Here is a 14,961-nt window from a genome sequence, read left to right as displayed (position 1 = left end):
AAAGGAATCGGGCGTCCTGACAGATGTCAGTGCGACGCCTCGTATTCCGCCATCAATTCGCGGGCTTCATCGATCAGCGCCTGACCGTCAATGCCCTGGCTTTCCATGTCGGCAACCCAGTTGGCATAAAGCGGCTCGACCACCTCGCGCCATTCCTGCGCGTCCTCTTCCGAGACGGTGACGATGTTGTTGCCGCGATCGACCGCGATCTGGCGCGCCGGGCCATCGGCATCCGACTGAACGCCGCCCGCGAAGATCGAGAATTCGAGACCCGAATTGTCGTCGATGACCTGCTGCAGGTCCTCGGGCAGCGAATCGTAGACGTCCTGGTTCATCGCGAACGAGAAGGTCAGCACGTACAGCGCCGGGCCCTCGAACTCGGTGTGGTTGTCGACCAGTTCGGACACACGCAGCGCGGTGGTGACTTCCCACGGAATCGTGGTGCCGTCGATGACGCCGCGCGACAGCGCTTCGGGCACGCCCGAGACCGGCAGGCCGACAGCCTCGGCCCCGACCAGCGCCAGCAGGTCGTTCACGCCGCGCGAACCGCCGCGGATCTTCATGCCCTGCAGATCCGAGGGATGCTGAACCGGGGTGTTGGTGTGGAACATGCCGGGGCCGTGGACCCACATGCCCAGCATGTGAACGCCCGCGAAATCGTCGCGCATATGTTCGTCATACATCTGCCACAGGGCCGACGACGCGGCGCGCGCATCTTCGACAAAGAACGGCAGTTCGAACACTTCGGTGCGCGGGAAGCGACCGGGGGTGTAGCCGTTGACGGTCCAGATGATGTCGGCGACGCCGTCCATGGCCTGGTCCATCAGCTCGGGCGGGGTGCCGCCCAGCGCCATCGAGGCGTAGCGTTCGATCTCGATGCGACCGCCCGACGCTTCTTCGACATTGTCCGCCCAGACGTCGAGGACGTCACGCGGCACATTCGCCTGCGGCGGCAGGAACTGGTGCATGCGCAGGGTATATTCCTGCGCCGAGGCGGTCCCGGCGGTCAAAGCCAGAGCCGCCGCCGCACCCAAGAGTCCCAAAGCCGATTTCCGATTGTTCATTGTGTTGCTCCTCCCAAAAAAACACAAAGCTGGCATTATGTTGCAAGTGATGGCACATGTCGCATTATATTGCTAACATTATTTCGTCACAGCCCACACCAACTTTTCGTTGCGGTCGCAAGGTTCCACGCGGGCACTATTTCCGCAAGTAAAATTTATCGACCGTTCGGTCACTCTTTGCCACCACAACCGTTGCGGCGACCACTCATTCGCCACCTAAATTGAAGAACGCGCCCCTCAGGACGCGTCCGGTTGTACCGACGGATGGGCCTGCGCGAAGGCAGCCATCTCTTCGCAGGCCGCATGAATCTCGCAAAGGCGCGGCATGGCCGACAGATCGACCTTGAACCGCTTGGCCGAGAACATCTGCGGCACCAGATAGACCTCGGCCATCCCCGGCTCGTCGCCAAAGGCAAAGCGGGTTTTCGGCCGCTTGGCGAGCAACGCTTCGCAGGTCGAAAGCCCGTCGCCGATCCAGCGCTGGCACCACGCTTCTTTGCCCGCAAGCTGCTGGCCGTAATTCTGCTCAAGGTATTGCAGCGTGCGCAGGTTCTGCAGCGGATGGATCTCGCAGGCGATCACCGCGCAGAAAGCGCGCACCGCCACCCGTTCGGCCGGATCCTGCGGCAAAAGCCGGGGTTCGGGATGGGTCTCGTCCAGCCATTCCAGAATCGCCGGGCTTTGCGTCAGAACCAGGTCGTCCACTTCCAGCGTCGGCACCAGCCCCTGTGGGTTCAGCGCCTTGTAAGCGTCGGACTTCTGTTGACCGCCATCCTTCGTCAGGTGGACCGAGACAAATTCCGTCTCGATCCCCTTGAGGTTAAAGGCAATCCGGCAGCGATAGCTGCTTGAGGACCGGAAATAACCGTGAAAGCGCATCATTCCGGCGCACCAATCGTCAGTTCGATCGGCGCGAGACCGTCGATACCGCCCGTGATGCGATCGCCGGCCACCACCGCGCCGACACCTTCGGGCGTGCCGGTCATGATCACGTCGCCGGGCTGCAGATGGTAGAATTTCGACAGATCCGCCACCACGTCGACACAGCTATGGATCAGCAGGTTCAGCGTCGACGATTGCTTGCTCTCGCCGTTCACTTCCAGATGGATCGCCTGCTCGTCCACGGCGCCGAAATCCTCGGCCTTGGTCAGTTCGGCAAAGACCGCCGATTGCTCGACATCCTTGCCCAGATCCCACGGGCGCTGCTTCGAGCGCGCGACAAGCTGCAGGTCGCGACGCGTCATGTCCAGCGCGCAGCCATAGGCATAGATCGCCGCCGCCGCTTCGTCTTTCGAGGCGCGGAACACCGGCTTGCCGATCACCAGCGCGAGTTCCATTTCGTAATGGTAATTCTCGGTGCTCGGCGGATAGGGAATCGTCTGCCCCGAGGCCAGCGTGTGCAGCGGGTTCTTGGTGAAGTAGAACGGCGCTTCGCGGTCCACCTCGACCCCCATTTCAGCGGCATGGGCGGCATAGTTGCGACCGACGCAGAAGATGCGCATGACGGGATAGCCGGCGGACTCCCCTTTGACCGGAATGGTCGGGAAGTCGGGCGTCGGGAAAAGAGTTGTCATCGGGCGCGTTCCTCGTAGTAACCCAGTTTGTCCTGCAGGGGACGGTCGTGCACGCGAATGAGGAAGGCTTCCTCACCGGCTTCGTGGTCAATCGTGGCAAAGGGCGCCGCGGTGAAGGTATCCTTCGGACCCCAGGCGACTTCCTTTCCGTCGATGACCGACGTCCCGCTGCCTTTCACGACATGGAACGCGGACGAACACGACCGGATCGGCGGATGATCCGCCTGCCCCTTGGCCAGCATCATCGCCGTAAAGCCCATCGTCGGCAACACGTCCATGCCGGTTTCCGGATTGATGAAATCGACCTCGGCCACGCCGCCATCCCCATATTTCGCGATTTCCCGAAGCGCTTCTTCGGTGCGGGCCCAGGGGAAACGGGTCATCGGATATTTGCGGGCGGTGTTGCGCGACCGGCTGGGGACCAGCCCGGCCGAGCGGTATTCGACCAAGGACGCATCGGGCCGGTTGCGCTGTGCCTGAAGCGGGCCTTCTTTGGCGTAGGACCCTTCGAGATAGACGAACAGCGGCAGGTCGAGCGCATCGAGCCAGACCACCGGTTCGGTCCCCTCATGGCCGTGATCGTGCCAGTCGCCGCCCGGCGTCAGCACCAGATCGCCGTCTTCCATCGGCAGTTTCTCACCATCGACAACGGTGTAGCCACCCTTGCCTTCGACAATGATCCGCGTGGCGGAGGGCGTGTGCACATGCGCGGGCGCGGTTTCGCCGGGCAGCAAAAGCTGCATGCCCAGATAGATCGACGCGGTCGCCTGCATTGCGCCGTTGCCCCGGCCCGGATCGGACAGGACCAGAACGCGACGCTCGGCTTTCTCGACCGGCGTCAGCTCACCGGCGCGCAACAGCAACGGGCGAACGTCGTCGTATTTCCAGAAACCCGTCCTCGTCTGAGGCTTGGGCTGTCCATGCGGCAGCACGTTGCGCATCATCGGCCAAAGCGGCGCGACCCCGGCCTCAGCCATGGCATCGCGGTAATCCTGCGGCAATTCCTCCAGCGTCCCCAGTTGGGCCATGCGAGTCGCCTCCCTTTCGCATCGTTAAAGGTAGTATGCTTACAATACGCATACTTGTCAAATCCCGTGTCTCGGATATTCTTTTCCCATGACGATTTTCCACGCGATGCCGGGCCACCTGATCCGGCGGCTCAACCAGATTGCCGTCTCGATCTTCCAGGACCGAATGCAGGGGCTGGGGCTGGATCTGACGCCCGTACAATTCGCGGCGCTCGACGCGCTCAGCGACAATCCCGGCATCGATCAGGCGACGCTGGCGGGGCTGATCGCGCATGACCGCGTGACGATCGGCGGCGTGGTCGATCGCCTGCAATCCAAGGGGCTTGTCACCCGAAGCGTTAACGAAAACGACCGCCGCGCGCGCCGGTTGGTCCTGACCGATGCGGGCGCAGCCCTGCTTGCCCGCATCGTCCCCGTTGTGTCGGACCTGCAGGACGAAATCCTCTGCGGTCTGGCCCCGGACGAGCGCAGCGCCTTCATCGCGCTGGCCTCGAAAGCGACCGAGGCTGCGAATGACCGCAGCCGCGCGCCGCTCAAGGTCAAAGCCTAATCCAGCGCAATCCGCCGTGTCAGGCCCAGCGCATCGAGAAACCGGGCATCGTGGCTGACGACCAGAAGCGCACCGTCGTATCCGGCCAGCGCCGATTCCAGCGCCTGCGTCGCATCGAGATCCAGATGGTTCGTCGGCTCATCGAGGATCAGCAGGCCGGGCGGCGTCGGTCCGCCCAACGTACAGGCCAGCGCCGCGCGCAGCCTTTGTCCGCCGCTCAGCGTGCCGACGAGTTTCAGCGCATCGTCCGCCCGGAACAAAAACCGCGCCAGCGTCGCGCGACATTTCTGGTCATCCGCGCCGGGATTGAGCCGACGAAACGCCTCGACCAGCGTCTCGCCCGGATCGAGCAGGCTGATCGCCTGATCCAGCAAAACCGGCGGCAGGTGTCGTTCGACCCGGCCCGAAAGCGGCGGCAGGGCGCCGGTGATCAGGGCGAGCAGCGTGGATTTGCCGGAACCGTTCGGCCCGGTCAGCGCCACCCTCTCGGGCCCGACAAGGGCAAGGCTGAAATCGCGGATCACCGGATGATCGGAATCATACCCGCCCGTCACGCTCGTCAGTGTCAGCACGCGGCGGTCGCGCGCCAAGCCACTTTGCGGCAGATCCATCCGCACGGGTTCCACCACCTCGATCCGGCTGCTGGCGTCGCTCAGCGCGGCGTCGGCCTGCGCGGCACGGGCCTCGCGCAGCCGGGCATTGGCGCCGCCGCTGGCCTCCGAGCGCTCCTTAGCCTTGTCCATCAACATCTTGCCCTGACTGCCCGACACCCTGAGCCGCCGCCCCGCGCGGTCGCTGCGCGCCTTGCGCTCGGCCGCCTGCTGCGCCTGCCGGGCGATATCGGCCTGCTGCTGCTGCGCCGTCGCCAGATCATGCCGCGCGGCGTCCAGTTCGACCGCCTTGCGCACCGCGTAATCCGAATAGCCACCGCCATAGCGCTGCGCCCCCAAAGTGGTCAGCTCGACGATCTCGTCCATATCCTCGAGCAATTCGCGGTCATGGCTGACGACCAGCGCGCCGCCCTGCCAGTCGCGCAGCATCTGCGCCACCGCCGCGCGCCCGTCGCGATCCAGATTGTTCGTCGGCTCGTCCAGCAACAGGAAATCGGGCCCGTCGAACATCGCCGCCGCCAGCGCCACGCGGGTCGCCTGCCCGCCGCTGAGATGATCCAACGGCGTCTGCGGTGTACAGGCAACGCCCGCCTGTCCCAGCGCGGCATCGATCCGTGCGGCCAGCGTCCAGTCGGCGCGCGACAGCTCGTCAAGCGTCGCCTCTCCGGCATCGGCCCGCGCCAGCACCGCCAGCGCGTCACGCGCGCCGAACAGATCGGCAACGGTTTCACCGGGGTCAAAGACCTGACGCAGCATCGACACGCGCCCGGAGACGCGACGCTCGCCCTGCTGCGGCGTCAGCGCCCCGGCGATCAGCCGTAGCAGCGCGGATTTGCCGGTGCCGTTGCGCCCGACAATGCCGGTGCGGCGCGGCCCGAAGACAAGATTGAGGTCAGAGAAAAGCGGCGTGCCGTCAGGCAGCGTCCAGAACAGGGAGGTCAGCGAAATCGTGGCGGGCATGGGTCATCATCACTCGTTGCGGCGCGAAGGGCGTGCGGGCAGCGGTGGTGAAATCCATGTCAGAGCTCCTTGTTCTCGACCCAGAGATAGGGATCGGGGCGGCCGGGTCAAGTTCTCGGGGCGTTTGGCCGATGGGCGGCGGGCGCTTCCTACGAATAGATCGCAGATGCGGACGCCCACGCAAGAAAGTTGTCTTGACAGACTCACGCCTGACGGGCATCTCTAAATGAAACATGAATCATCGTTCATGTTTAAAAACAGGGAGGGTTCCATGAAACTGCTGTTGAGCGCGGCCTTCGTCGCGCTGGCCACCGCGCCCGCTATGGCCGACGAAATCCGCATCGCGCATATCCACGATTCCACCGGCGCGCTGGAAGCCTATGCCGAGCAAAGCCAGATCGGCCTGATGATGGGCATCGAATACGCCACCGACGGCACGATGCAGATCGACGGCAACGATCTTGTCGTGACCGAATATGACAGCCAGCTGCGCCCCGATCTGGGCCGCGCGCTGCTGGCCCAGGCCTTTGGCGACGACGATGCGGCGATCGCCGTGGGTCCGACCTCGTCGGGTGTGGCGCTGGCCATGCTGCCGGTCGCCGAGGAATACGAACGCATCCTGCTGGTCGAGCCCGCCGTGGCCGATTCGATCACCGGCTCGGACTGGAACCGCTACATCTTCCGCACCGGCCGTAATTCCAGCCAGGACGCCATTTCGAACGCTATCGCTCTGGGTCAGGAAGGCGTCGTGATCGCCACGCTGGCGCAGGATTACGCCTTTGGCCGCGACGGCGTCGCCGCCTTCCGCGAGGCGCTCGCGGGAACGCCCGCCGAGCTGGTACACGAAGAATACGTCCCCACCGACACCACCGATTTCACCGCCGCCGCCGAGCGCATCTTCAACGCGCTGCAAGAACACGAGGGCGACCGCCGCCTGTTCGTGATCTGGGCCGGGGGCGGCAACCCGATGGGCCGCATTCAGGCGATGGACCCGTCGCGCTTCGGGATCCAGATGGCGACCGGCGGCAATATCCTGCCCGCGATGGCCGCCTATCGCGACTTCCCCGGCATGGAAGGCGCGACCTATTACTACTACGAGATCCCGCAGAACCCGGTGAACCAGTGGTTCGTCGAACAGCATATGGAACGCTACGGCACGCCGCCCGACTTCTTCACCGCCGGCGGCATGGCAGCGGGCATCGCGGTGGTGGAAGCCCTGCGCGCGACCGGCGGCTCGACCGATACCGAAGAGCTGATCGCCGCCATGGAAGGCATGCATTTCGAGACGCCCAAGGGCGAGATGTGGTTCCGCCCCGAGGATCATCAGGCGATGCAATCCATGTATCACTTCCGCATCCGCGTCGAAGATGATGTCGACTGGGCGATCCCCGATCTTGTCCGCGAGATCACGCCCGACATGATGGACGTCCCGATCCGGAACCAGTGACCGGACGGAGAAGGCGCCCCGCAGCGCCTTCTCCCTTCCCGCCGACCTCCGCCCCGCCGGGCGCCGCGCCTTCATCTTTATTCCATAAATATCCCGGGGGGTCCGGGGGGCTGGCCCCCCCGGTCCGCCCCCTGCCACCGGGAGCGACATCGCCATGCCTTCCCCCTCCCTCGTCACCCGCGATCTGACCGTCCGCTTCGGCGGCCATGTCGCCGTCGACCATGTGAGCTGCGCCTTCACGCCGGGCGAGCTGACCGCCATCGTCGGGCCGAACGGCGCGGGCAAGACGACCTATTTCAATCTGATCTCGGGCCAGATCCGCGCCACCTCGGGCCGCGTCGAACTGATGGGCCGCGACATGACCCGCCTGCCGGTCGCCGCCCGGACCGAGGCCGGGCTGGGCCGCGCGTTCCAGCTCACCAACCTGTTTCCGCGCCTGACGGTTCTGGAGAATGTGCGCCTCGTCGTGCAGGCGCGCGAGCGGCGCGGGTTCAATCTGTGGACCATGGCGATGGGGCATCGCGATCTGATTGCAGAAGCCGAGCGCGTGCTCGAACAGGTCCGGCTGACTCATCTGGCCGACCAGACCGTCAGCGCGCTCAGCCATGGCGACCAGCGCAAGCTGGAAGTCGCGGCAATGATCGCCCTGAAGCCCAAGGTTTTCATGTTCGACGAGCCGACCGCCGGCATGTCGCTCGAAGAAGCGCCGGTGATCCTCGACCTGATTGCGATGATCAAATCCGACCCGCAGGCCACCGTGCTGCTGGTCGAGCACAAGATGGACGTGATCCGCTCGCTCGCCGACCGGATCATCGTGTTGCACAACGGCGCACTCGTCGCCGATGGCCCGCCGGCCGAGGTAATGGCCTCGGACGTGGTGCAGGAGGCATATCTGGGCAAGGAGCTGACCGATGTCTGACGCAATTTCAGAAAAAGCGGGCACCGGTTTTTCGTCCGGAAATGCGCCTGAAAGCCTTCCGATCCTACAGTTGAAAGACGTCAAGACCGATATTTACCAATACCACATTCTGCACGGCGTCAGTTTCGAGGTGCCGCGCGGTGGCGTGACCATGCTGCTGGGCCGCAACGGCGCGGGCAAGACCACGACGCTGCGCACGATCATGGGCCTGTGGAAACCCCATGCGGGCGAGATCCTGCTGGACGGCGCGCATATCAACGGGCTGACTCCGGCGCAGATCGCCCGGCGCGGCATCGGTTTCGTCCCCGAGGATATGGGCATCTTCTCGGACCTTTCGGTCGAAGAAAATATCCGCCTCGCCGCGCTGTCGGGCCAGCCGATCCCCGAACGGCTTGAGTGGATCTTCGGCGCCTTTCCTGCGCTCAGGACCTTCTGGAAATCGCCCGCGGGCACGCTGTCGGGCGGACAGAAACAGATGCTGTCGGTGGCCCGCGCGGTGGTCGAGGACCGCGAGCTGTACCTGATCGACGAACCGTCCAAGGGGCTGGCCCCCGCCATCGTCGCCACGCTGGCCAAGGCCCTGAAAGACCTCAAGAACCGCGGCGCCACGATCCTGATGGTCGAGCAGAATTTCTCGCTCGCCCGCGCGCTTGGCGATCATGTCGTGGTGATGGATGACGGCCGGATCGTCTGGACCGGCGCGATGGCCGAATTGTCAGCCGATACTGCCCTGCAAGAACGCCTGATGGGCCTGAAGATGGAGCACGCATGAGCGAGTCCGCCCCGACCCACGCCCCGAAGATGGCGACCCTGTCGCTGTCGGACCGGCTGAAACCCTGGCTGCCGCTGCTGCTGGTCCCCGCGTTGATCGTGCTGGGCTATTTCGCCATCGACAGCACCTCGTCCTGGCTGACGCTGACCGTATCGGGGCTGGCTATGGGCATGATGATCTTCGTCATCGCCTCGGGCATGACGCTGGTCTTCGGCCTGATGGACGTGATCAATTTCGGCCACGGCGCCTTCATCTCGTTCGGCGCTTTCGTCGGCACTTCGGTTCTGCTGGCGCTTGGCACGATGACCGGCGCGCCCTCGCTGATGCTGAACCTGCTGGCCATCGCTGCTGCCGTGCTGGCCGCGATGATCGTCACCGGCGTGATGGGCCTCGCCTTCGAGCGCGTCATCGTGCGCCCGGTCTATGGCAGCCACTTGAAACAGATCCTCGTCACGATGGGCGGGCTGATCGTCGCCGAACAGCTGATCTACGTGATCTGGGGCGGGCACGAAATCGTCATAGCCCGGCCCGAAACGCTGAAAGGCGCGATCACTTTCGCCGGCGCCGCGCTCGAAAAATACCGCCTGCTGGCAGTCGGCGTGGGGCTTGTGGTCTTTCTGGCGCTCCGCGCGGTGATGCGCCGGACAAAGATCGGCCTGATCGTCCGCGCGGGTGTCGAAAACCCCGAAATGGTGCAGGCGCTCGGCTACAACATCACCCGCGTCTTCGTCGGCGTCTTCATCGCCGGGTCCGCGCTTGCGGGGCTGGGGGGCGTCATGTGGGCGCTCTATCAGGAGATCATCACCGCCCATATGGGCAACGAGATCATGATCCTCGTCTTCATCGTGGTGATCATCGGCGGGCTGGGCTCGGTCGAGGGCTGTTTCATCGGCGCGCTGACCGTGGGGCTGGTGCAGAATTATGCCGCCTTCCTCGAGCCCAAGCTGGCGCTGATCTCGAATATCGCGCTGATGGTGGCGATCCTGATGTGGCGTCCCATGGGGATGGTCCCCGTCATCAAGGCGAAATGAGCAGGACAGACTGACATGAACCGTCTCCTTTCCGGCGATACCCCGAAAAGCATCGTGCTCTCGGTCCTGCTGGCCGTGATCGTGATCGCGCTGGCCTTCGCCCCCTTCCTGTTTCCCGGCTCGCGGTCGCTGGAAACCGCCGCGCGGATCTGCATCTTCATCGTGCTGGTGGCCAGCTACGACCTGCTACTGGGCTATGGCGGCATCGTCAGCTTCGCGCATACGATGTTCTTCGGCATCGGCGCCTATGGCGTCGCCATCACCATCGACCGGCTCGGCACCGGCTATGGCGCGCTGGCACTGGGCGCGCTGATCGGGCTGGCCGTGTCGGGCGTGATCGCGCTGCTTATCGCGCTACTGTCGCTCAGGGTGCGGGCGATCTTCTTCGCCATGATCACGCTCGCGATCGCCTCGGCCGTGGCGGTGCTGGTCAGCCAGCTGTCGGGCTTCACCGGCGGCGAGGACGGGATGAATATCCGCATACCGCGCGAACTCACCCCCGCCAACCGGCTGGGCGAGGTGTTCGGCACCCGCATCACCGGCAAGACGCTGAACTATTACCTCGTCTTCGGCGGCAGCCTGTTTCTGTTCCTCGTGATGCTGCGGATCGTGAACTCACCCTTCGGGCGCGTCCTGCAATCGATCCGCGAAAACGCCTTCCGCGCCGAGGCGATCGGCTACCGCGTGGTCTATTACCGCGCGCTGGCCACCTGCCTGAGCGCGATGGTCGCGGCGCTTGCCGGTTCGCTCTTCGCCATCTGGCTGCGCTATGTCGGCCCCGCGACCACGCTGGGAATGGAGATTATGCTCGACATCCTGCTGATGGTGGTGATCGGCGGCATGGGCACGATGTACGGCGCGGTGGTCGGCACGGCGATCTTCGTGCTGGCGCAGAATTACCTCAAGGAACTGATGGGCGGCCTGTCCGAAGCCACCGCATCCCTGCCCGTCCTGCCCGAGCTTCTCAGCCCCGACCGCTGGCTTCTGTGGCTGGGCGTGTTGTTCATCCTGTCGGTCTATTTCTTCCCCACCGGCATCGTCGGCAGGCTCCGGGGCACCCGGTGACCATAGCGCTGCACCGCTGGGGCACGGAGCGGACCGGCGCCCCGGTGATCCTGCTGCATGGCTGGACGATGAGCGGCGACATCTGGGCTCCCCTCGCCCGCCATCTTGCCGCGCCCTGCTTTGCCCCCGACCTGCCCGGCCACGGCGCAAGCACCGCCTATCCCGCGACCGTCGAAGGCGGTGCCGCGCAGCTCGGCGCCCTGATCGCCGCGAACGGGCTGCACGACGCCACGCTGGTGGGCTGGTCGCTGGGCGCGCTGATCGGCTGGCAATACCTTGAACAGGGCGGCACCGGGATCGCGCGGATGGTTTCGGTCGATATGTCGCCGCGCCCCCTGCCCGCGCCCGGCTGGGATTTCCCGATGCGCAACCAGTCCGAACCCAAGGCCGCCCGCGCCGCCACCCGGTTCGAACAGGACTGGCCGCGCGCCGCGCGCGCCGTCGCCCAGACGATGTTCGCCCGGCCGCAGGGCTGCGCCGCCATGTCCGCCGCTCAGGCCGAAGCGCGTATCCGCGCCCGGAATCCTGCCACGATGGCGCGGTTCTGGACCTCGCTCACGCAGACCGACCTGCGCGGCGCCGTCGTCCGGCTGCCCGTGCCGCTGCTCGCCCTGCACGGCGCGAAGAGCCGCGTCTACACCCAAGCCACCGGCGACTGGCTCGCCCGCACCGCCCCAGATGGCCGGAACCGGACTCTCGCCGATTGCGGCCATGCGCCGATCCTCGAAGCCTCCGACGCCACGGCCCGGGCCATCACCGAGTTCATCCACGCCTGACCGCGCGCATCTTTAATCCGGAAATATCCTCGGGGGTGAATTTGCCGTCAGGCAAAGAGGGGGCAGACAGCCCCCTTCCCCGCTAGCCGCGCAGAACCGGCGCCGGGTCGACAGAAGGGTCGGCAGACGGCTCCACCGCCAACTCCTCGAAGTCGAAATTGTCGAGCCGCTTGGCGCGCCGCCCCGCCTTCTCGGCAGAAATCCGGATCTCGGCCACGTCCCGCGCCGCCTGTCCGAAATGCCGGTCGAGATTTTCCACCCGCGTCCCCAGCCGGTCGATATCGGCGCACAAAGCCGACAATTCCCCCCGGATCGCGCCCGCCTGTTCGCGCATCCGGGCGTCTTTCAGCACCGCGCGCATCGTGTTCAGCGTGGCCATGCAGGTGGTGGGCGACACGATCCAGACCTTCAGCGCGAAACCCTCGCGCACAAGATCGGGGAAATTCGCGTGCAGCTCGGCATAGACCGCCTCCGAGGGCAGGAACATCAGCGCGCCCTCGGCGGTTTCGCCGTCGAGGATGTATTTCTCGGCAATCGCGCGCATGTGGTGGCGGATCGCCGCGCGCATCTGGCGTTGCGCCTCGGCCTTTTCCCCATCATTCGTGGCGGCGCGCAGGGCCTCGTAGGGTTCGAGCGGGAATTTCGCGTCGATGGCGATCGGGCCGGGCGGCTTGGGCAGGTGTACAAGACAATCCGCGCGCTTGCCGTTCGACAGCGTCGCCTGCATCGTGAACGCGTCCGAAGGCAGCGCGCGCACGACGATGTCGTGCAGCTGGATCTCGCCAAAGGCGCCGCGGGTCTGCTTGTTGGACAGGATATCCTGCAGCGACAGCACATCGCCCGACAGCTTCTCGATATTCGCCTGTGCCTTGTCGATGGCCTCGAGCCGCGCATGCAGATCGCCAAGGCTGCGCGCCGTGCGCACCGACGAGCCTTCCAGAGCGTCGCCCATCAGGTCGGCCACATCGGCCAGCCGCTGCTCCATCAGCTGCACCATCTGCGCCTGCGCCTTGGCCTGCGCATCCGAGACATGGTGCAGACCGCCCGCCAGATGCTGCTGACCGTCCGACAGCGCCTGCACCCGCTGGCCCAGCTGGCTCATCTGCCATTGCAGCGGGGCGGCGACGCGGGCGGCTTTCAGCGTGGCGAACAGCACGATCAGCAGCAAAAGCGCGATCACCCCGGCGGCAAGCGCGCCCAGCACCAGAGGGTCGGACAGGTTCAGAATCATCGGCGACCGAACAGCTTCTCGATGTCGGAGAGCTTCAGCTCGACATAGGTGGGCCGCCCATGGTTGCACTGGCCCGAGAGCGGCGTCGCCTCCATCTCGCGCAGAAGCGCGTTCATCTCTTCGGCGCGCATCTGCCGGCCCGAGCGGATCGAGCCATGGCAGGCCATGCGCGACAGCACCGCGTCGATCCGCGCACCTAGCGCCTGCGACTGGCCCAGATCGGCCAGTTCATCAAGGATATCCAGCACCAGCCCGCGCGCATCGCAATTGCCCAAGGCGGCGGGCGTTTCGCGCACGGCGATGGCGTCACCGCCAAAGGGTTCCAGCACCAGCCCCAGCGTTGCCAAGGTCTCGGCGTGGTCGAGAAGCCGCTGCGCGTCAGACGGCGACAGCGACACGATCTCGGGGATCAAGAGCGCCTGCGCTTTGACGCCATGGGCGTCTTTCTGGGCCTTCAGCCGCTCATAGACCAGCCGCTCATGCGCCGCGTGCTGATCGACGATCACCAGCCCGTCGCGGGTCTGGGCGATGATGTAATTCTCGTGCAACTGGGCCCGCGCGGCCCCGAGCGGCGTATCGGTCGGCCCCTGCTCGGGTTCGATCCGGGCCGAAGTGGCGCCGTCGATATCCCAGCCCGGCGCGGCAGCGGGCTGCCAGGGCGCTGGGGCCTCGCCCAGAAGCGGATCCGTCGGATAAGGGGCGACCGGGGCCTGCGCGGCATAGCTGTCGCGCAGCGCGCCCGTCGAAGGGCGGCTGGCGAAATCCATCTGGTAGATGCGCGGCGCCGGGTTGCCCCCGGCGCTTTCTGGGCGGAAGGCGCCCAGCGTCTCGGTCGCCACGGTGCCCGAGGCGCGATGCCCGGCCGCCGCCAGCGCATGACGCAGCCCGCTGACGACCAGCCCGCGCACGATGCCGGAATCGCGAAACCGCACCTCGGCCTTGGCCGGGTGGACATTAACGTCGACATGATGGGGATCGCAATCGATGAACAGCACCGCCGCCGGGTGCCGGTCGCGCGACAGCACGTCCATATAGGCCGCGCGCAAGGCCCCGATCAGCAGCTTGTCGCGCACCGGGCGTCCGTTGACGAACAGGTGCTGCGCCACGGTCGAGCCGCGCGAAAAGGTCGGCAAGGCGGCAAAACCCGACAGGCGCACGCCGTCGCGCTCGGTATCGATCCTCAGCGCGTTCTCGGTGAATTCGCGCCCCATCAGCCGCGTCAGCCGCGCGCCCAGCGCGTCGAACAACTCGCCCTGCTCGGCATCGACGCGCAGGATCTCGCGCCCGCCATCCACGTCGTACAGCGTGAAGCCCACGAACGGCTCGGCCATGGCGAGCTTGCGCATCACCTCGGCGATGGCCTGCGATTCGGCGCGGTCGGTGCGCAGGAACTTCAGCCGCGCGGGCGTGGCGAAGAACAGATCGCGCAATTCGACCTGCGTGCCCCGGTTCAGCGCCGAGGGACGCACCGCCCCGATGGCGCCGCCATTCACCGTGATCTCGGCGCCGTCATGGCCCTCGGCCCGGCTTGCGATCTTCAGCCGCCCGACCGCGCCGAGCGACGGAAGCGCCTCGCCGCGGAAACCGAAGGTGTGGATGTTCAGAAGGTCGCTGCCATCGATCTTCGAGGTCGCGTGACGGCTCAAAGCCAGCGGCAAGTCCTCGGGCGTCATGCCGTGCCCGTCATCGGTGACCCGGATCAGCGTCTTGCCCCCGGCCGAGTAATCGACCCGGACCCGCGACGCGCCCGCATCAAGCGCGTTTTCCACCAGTTCCTTCACCGCCGAGGCCGGACGTTCGACCACCTCGCCCGCCGCGATGCGATTCGCGGCGCTGTCGTCAAGTTGACGAATAATCGGAAGGGTTTGGCTTATATTGGGGCGGGCTGCATGCATGCTACTAGGCATAGCATGTCCGCCCGCCCCGGAAAAGC

14 protein-coding genes are annotated in these 14,961 nt (G+C 65.7%); 7 read left to right on the top strand and 7 right to left on the bottom strand.

The features are described 5' to 3' along the window. Nucleotides 1-26: 26 nt before the first annotated feature. The 4 genes from JI664_RS08650 to JI664_RS08635 form a co-directional block, all read right to left on the bottom strand. Nucleotides 27-1,064: a TRAP transporter substrate-binding protein gene (locus JI664_RS08650; RefSeq protein ID WP_207013310.1), complete on the bottom strand. Its 1,038-nt coding sequence runs from the start codon at nucleotides 1,062-1,064 to the stop codon at nucleotides 27-29. A 237-nt stretch (nucleotides 1,065-1,301) separates the two neighbouring features. Next, nucleotides 1,302-1,946, bottom strand: coding sequence for a maleylacetoacetate isomerase (maiA, locus tag JI664_RS08645; protein ID WP_207013309.1), 645 nt, complete (start codon nucleotides 1,944-1,946; stop codon nucleotides 1,302-1,304). Continuing rightward, nucleotides 1,943-2,638: a fumarylacetoacetate hydrolase family protein gene (locus JI664_RS08640; protein ID WP_207013308.1), complete on the bottom strand. Its 696-nt coding sequence runs from the start codon at nucleotides 2,636-2,638 to the stop codon at nucleotides 1,943-1,945. Before JI664_RS08640 ends, maiA begins: the two co-directional genes overlap by 4 nt. Further along, on the bottom strand, nucleotides 2,635-3,666 hold the full coding sequence (locus JI664_RS08635; RefSeq protein ID WP_207013307.1) for a cupin domain-containing protein: 1,032 nt from the start codon (nucleotides 3,664-3,666) through the stop codon (nucleotides 2,635-2,637). The genes JI664_RS08640 and JI664_RS08635 overlap by 4 nt, the downstream gene beginning before the upstream one ends. An 88-nt stretch (nucleotides 3,667-3,754) precedes the next feature. On the opposite strand from JI664_RS08635, the gene JI664_RS08630 reads away from it, so the two are divergent. After that, nucleotides 3,755-4,216, top strand: coding sequence for a MarR family winged helix-turn-helix transcriptional regulator (locus JI664_RS08630; protein WP_207013306.1), 462 nt, complete (start codon nucleotides 3,755-3,757; stop codon nucleotides 4,214-4,216). Here the strand turns inward: JI664_RS08630 and JI664_RS08625 are convergent. Further along, nucleotides 4,213-5,787 (bottom strand): ABC-F family ATP-binding cassette domain-containing protein, encoded by a 1,575-nt coding sequence (locus JI664_RS08625; protein WP_207013305.1) that lies wholly within the window; start codon nucleotides 5,785-5,787, stop codon nucleotides 4,213-4,215. The genes JI664_RS08630 and JI664_RS08625 overlap by 4 nt on opposite strands. Nucleotides 5,788-6,058: 271 nt before the next feature. On the opposite strand from JI664_RS08625, the gene JI664_RS08620 reads away from it, so the two are divergent. The 6 genes from JI664_RS08620 (at nucleotide 6,059) to JI664_RS08595 (ending at nucleotide 11,797) form a co-directional block, all read left to right on the top strand. Next, nucleotides 6,059-7,234 carry a substrate-binding domain-containing protein gene (locus JI664_RS08620; protein ID WP_207013304.1) on the top strand — a complete coding sequence of 392 codons (1,176 nt, stop codon included), beginning with the start codon at nucleotides 6,059-6,061 and terminating at the stop codon, nucleotides 7,232-7,234. A 154-nt stretch (nucleotides 7,235-7,388) separates the two neighbouring features. Further along, nucleotides 7,389-8,153 (top strand): ABC transporter ATP-binding protein, encoded by a 765-nt coding sequence (locus JI664_RS08615; RefSeq protein WP_207013303.1) that lies wholly within the window; start codon nucleotides 7,389-7,391, stop codon nucleotides 8,151-8,153. A 70-nt stretch (nucleotides 8,154-8,223) separates the two neighbouring features. Beyond that, on the top strand, nucleotides 8,224-8,925 hold the full coding sequence (locus JI664_RS08610) for an ABC transporter ATP-binding protein (RefSeq protein ID WP_414707727.1): 702 nt from the start codon (nucleotides 8,224-8,226) through the stop codon (nucleotides 8,923-8,925). Continuing rightward, complete coding sequence (locus JI664_RS08605) at nucleotides 8,922-9,956, top strand: branched-chain amino acid ABC transporter permease (RefSeq protein WP_207013301.1); 1,035 nt, start codon at nucleotides 8,922-8,924, stop codon at nucleotides 9,954-9,956. The genes JI664_RS08610 and JI664_RS08605 overlap by 4 nt, the downstream gene beginning before the upstream one ends. A 15-nt stretch (nucleotides 9,957-9,971) precedes the next feature. After that, nucleotides 9,972-11,021, top strand: coding sequence for a branched-chain amino acid ABC transporter permease (locus tag JI664_RS08600; RefSeq protein WP_207013300.1), 1,050 nt, complete (start codon nucleotides 9,972-9,974; stop codon nucleotides 11,019-11,021). Further along, nucleotides 11,018-11,797 (top strand): alpha/beta fold hydrolase, encoded by a 780-nt coding sequence (locus JI664_RS08595; protein ID WP_207013299.1) that lies wholly within the window; start codon nucleotides 11,018-11,020, stop codon nucleotides 11,795-11,797. The genes JI664_RS08600 and JI664_RS08595 overlap by 4 nt, the downstream gene beginning before the upstream one ends. A gap of 82 nt (nucleotides 11,798-11,879) precedes the next feature. On the opposite strand, the gene JI664_RS08590 is transcribed toward JI664_RS08595, so the two are convergent. Together JI664_RS08590 and mutL are read right to left on the bottom strand one after the other, a co-directional pair. Then, on the bottom strand, nucleotides 11,880-13,028 hold the full coding sequence (locus tag JI664_RS08590; protein ID WP_207013298.1) for a DNA recombination protein RmuC: 1,149 nt from the start codon (nucleotides 13,026-13,028) through the stop codon (nucleotides 11,880-11,882). Next, entirely contained in the window at nucleotides 13,025-14,923 is a 1,899-nt protein-coding gene (gene mutL, locus JI664_RS08585; protein ID WP_207013383.1) for a DNA mismatch repair endonuclease MutL, read from the bottom strand. Before mutL ends, JI664_RS08590 begins: the two co-directional genes overlap by 4 nt. Between the last annotated feature and the right edge of the window lie 38 nt (nucleotides 14,924-14,961).

Origin of the sequence: Rhodobacter sp. NTK016B (assembly GCF_017303295.1) — a bacterium.
GTDB lineage: Bacteria > Pseudomonadota > Alphaproteobacteria > Rhodobacterales > Rhodobacteraceae > Pararhodobacter.
The sequence above is the reverse complement of the archived record's forward strand: the minus strand, read 5'-3'. Positions and strand labels throughout refer to the sequence as shown.

What these genes read in the sequence shown, in the direction of transcription:
- JI664_RS08650 (WP_207013310.1), bottom strand. Translation starts at nt 1,064, where the DNA reads ATGAACAATCGGAAATCGGCTTTGGGACTCTTGGGTGCGGCGGCGGCT.
- maiA (WP_207013309.1), bottom strand. Translation starts at nt 1,946, where the DNA reads ATGATGCGCTTTCACGGTTATTTCCGGTCCTCAAGCAGCTATCGCTGC.
- JI664_RS08640 (WP_207013308.1), bottom strand. Translation starts at nt 2,638, where the DNA reads ATGACAACTCTTTTCCCGACGCCCGACTTCCCGACCATTCCGGTCAAA.
- JI664_RS08635 (WP_207013307.1), bottom strand. Translation starts at nt 3,666, where the DNA reads ATGGCCCAACTGGGGACGCTGGAGGAATTGCCGCAGGATTACCGCGAT.
- JI664_RS08630 (WP_207013306.1), top strand. Translation starts at nt 3,755, where the DNA reads ATGACGATTTTCCACGCGATGCCGGGCCACCTGATCCGGCGGCTCAAC.
- JI664_RS08625 (WP_207013305.1), bottom strand. Translation starts at nt 5,787, where the DNA reads ATGCCCGCCACGATTTCGCTGACCTCCCTGTTCTGGACGCTGCCTGAC.
- JI664_RS08620 (WP_207013304.1), top strand. Translation starts at nt 6,059, where the DNA reads ATGAAACTGCTGTTGAGCGCGGCCTTCGTCGCGCTGGCCACCGCGCCC.
- JI664_RS08615 (WP_207013303.1), top strand. Translation starts at nt 7,389, where the DNA reads ATGCCTTCCCCCTCCCTCGTCACCCGCGATCTGACCGTCCGCTTCGGC.
- JI664_RS08605 (WP_207013301.1), top strand. Translation starts at nt 8,922, where the DNA reads ATGAGCGAGTCCGCCCCGACCCACGCCCCGAAGATGGCGACCCTGTCG.
- JI664_RS08600 (WP_207013300.1), top strand. Translation starts at nt 9,972, where the DNA reads ATGAACCGTCTCCTTTCCGGCGATACCCCGAAAAGCATCGTGCTCTCG.
- JI664_RS08590 (WP_207013298.1), bottom strand. Translation starts at nt 13,028, where the DNA reads ATGATTCTGAACCTGTCCGACCCTCTGGTGCTGGGCGCGCTTGCCGCC.
- mutL (WP_207013383.1), bottom strand. Translation starts at nt 14,923, where the DNA reads ATGCATGCAGCCCGCCCCAATATAAGCCAAACCCTTCCGATTATTCGT.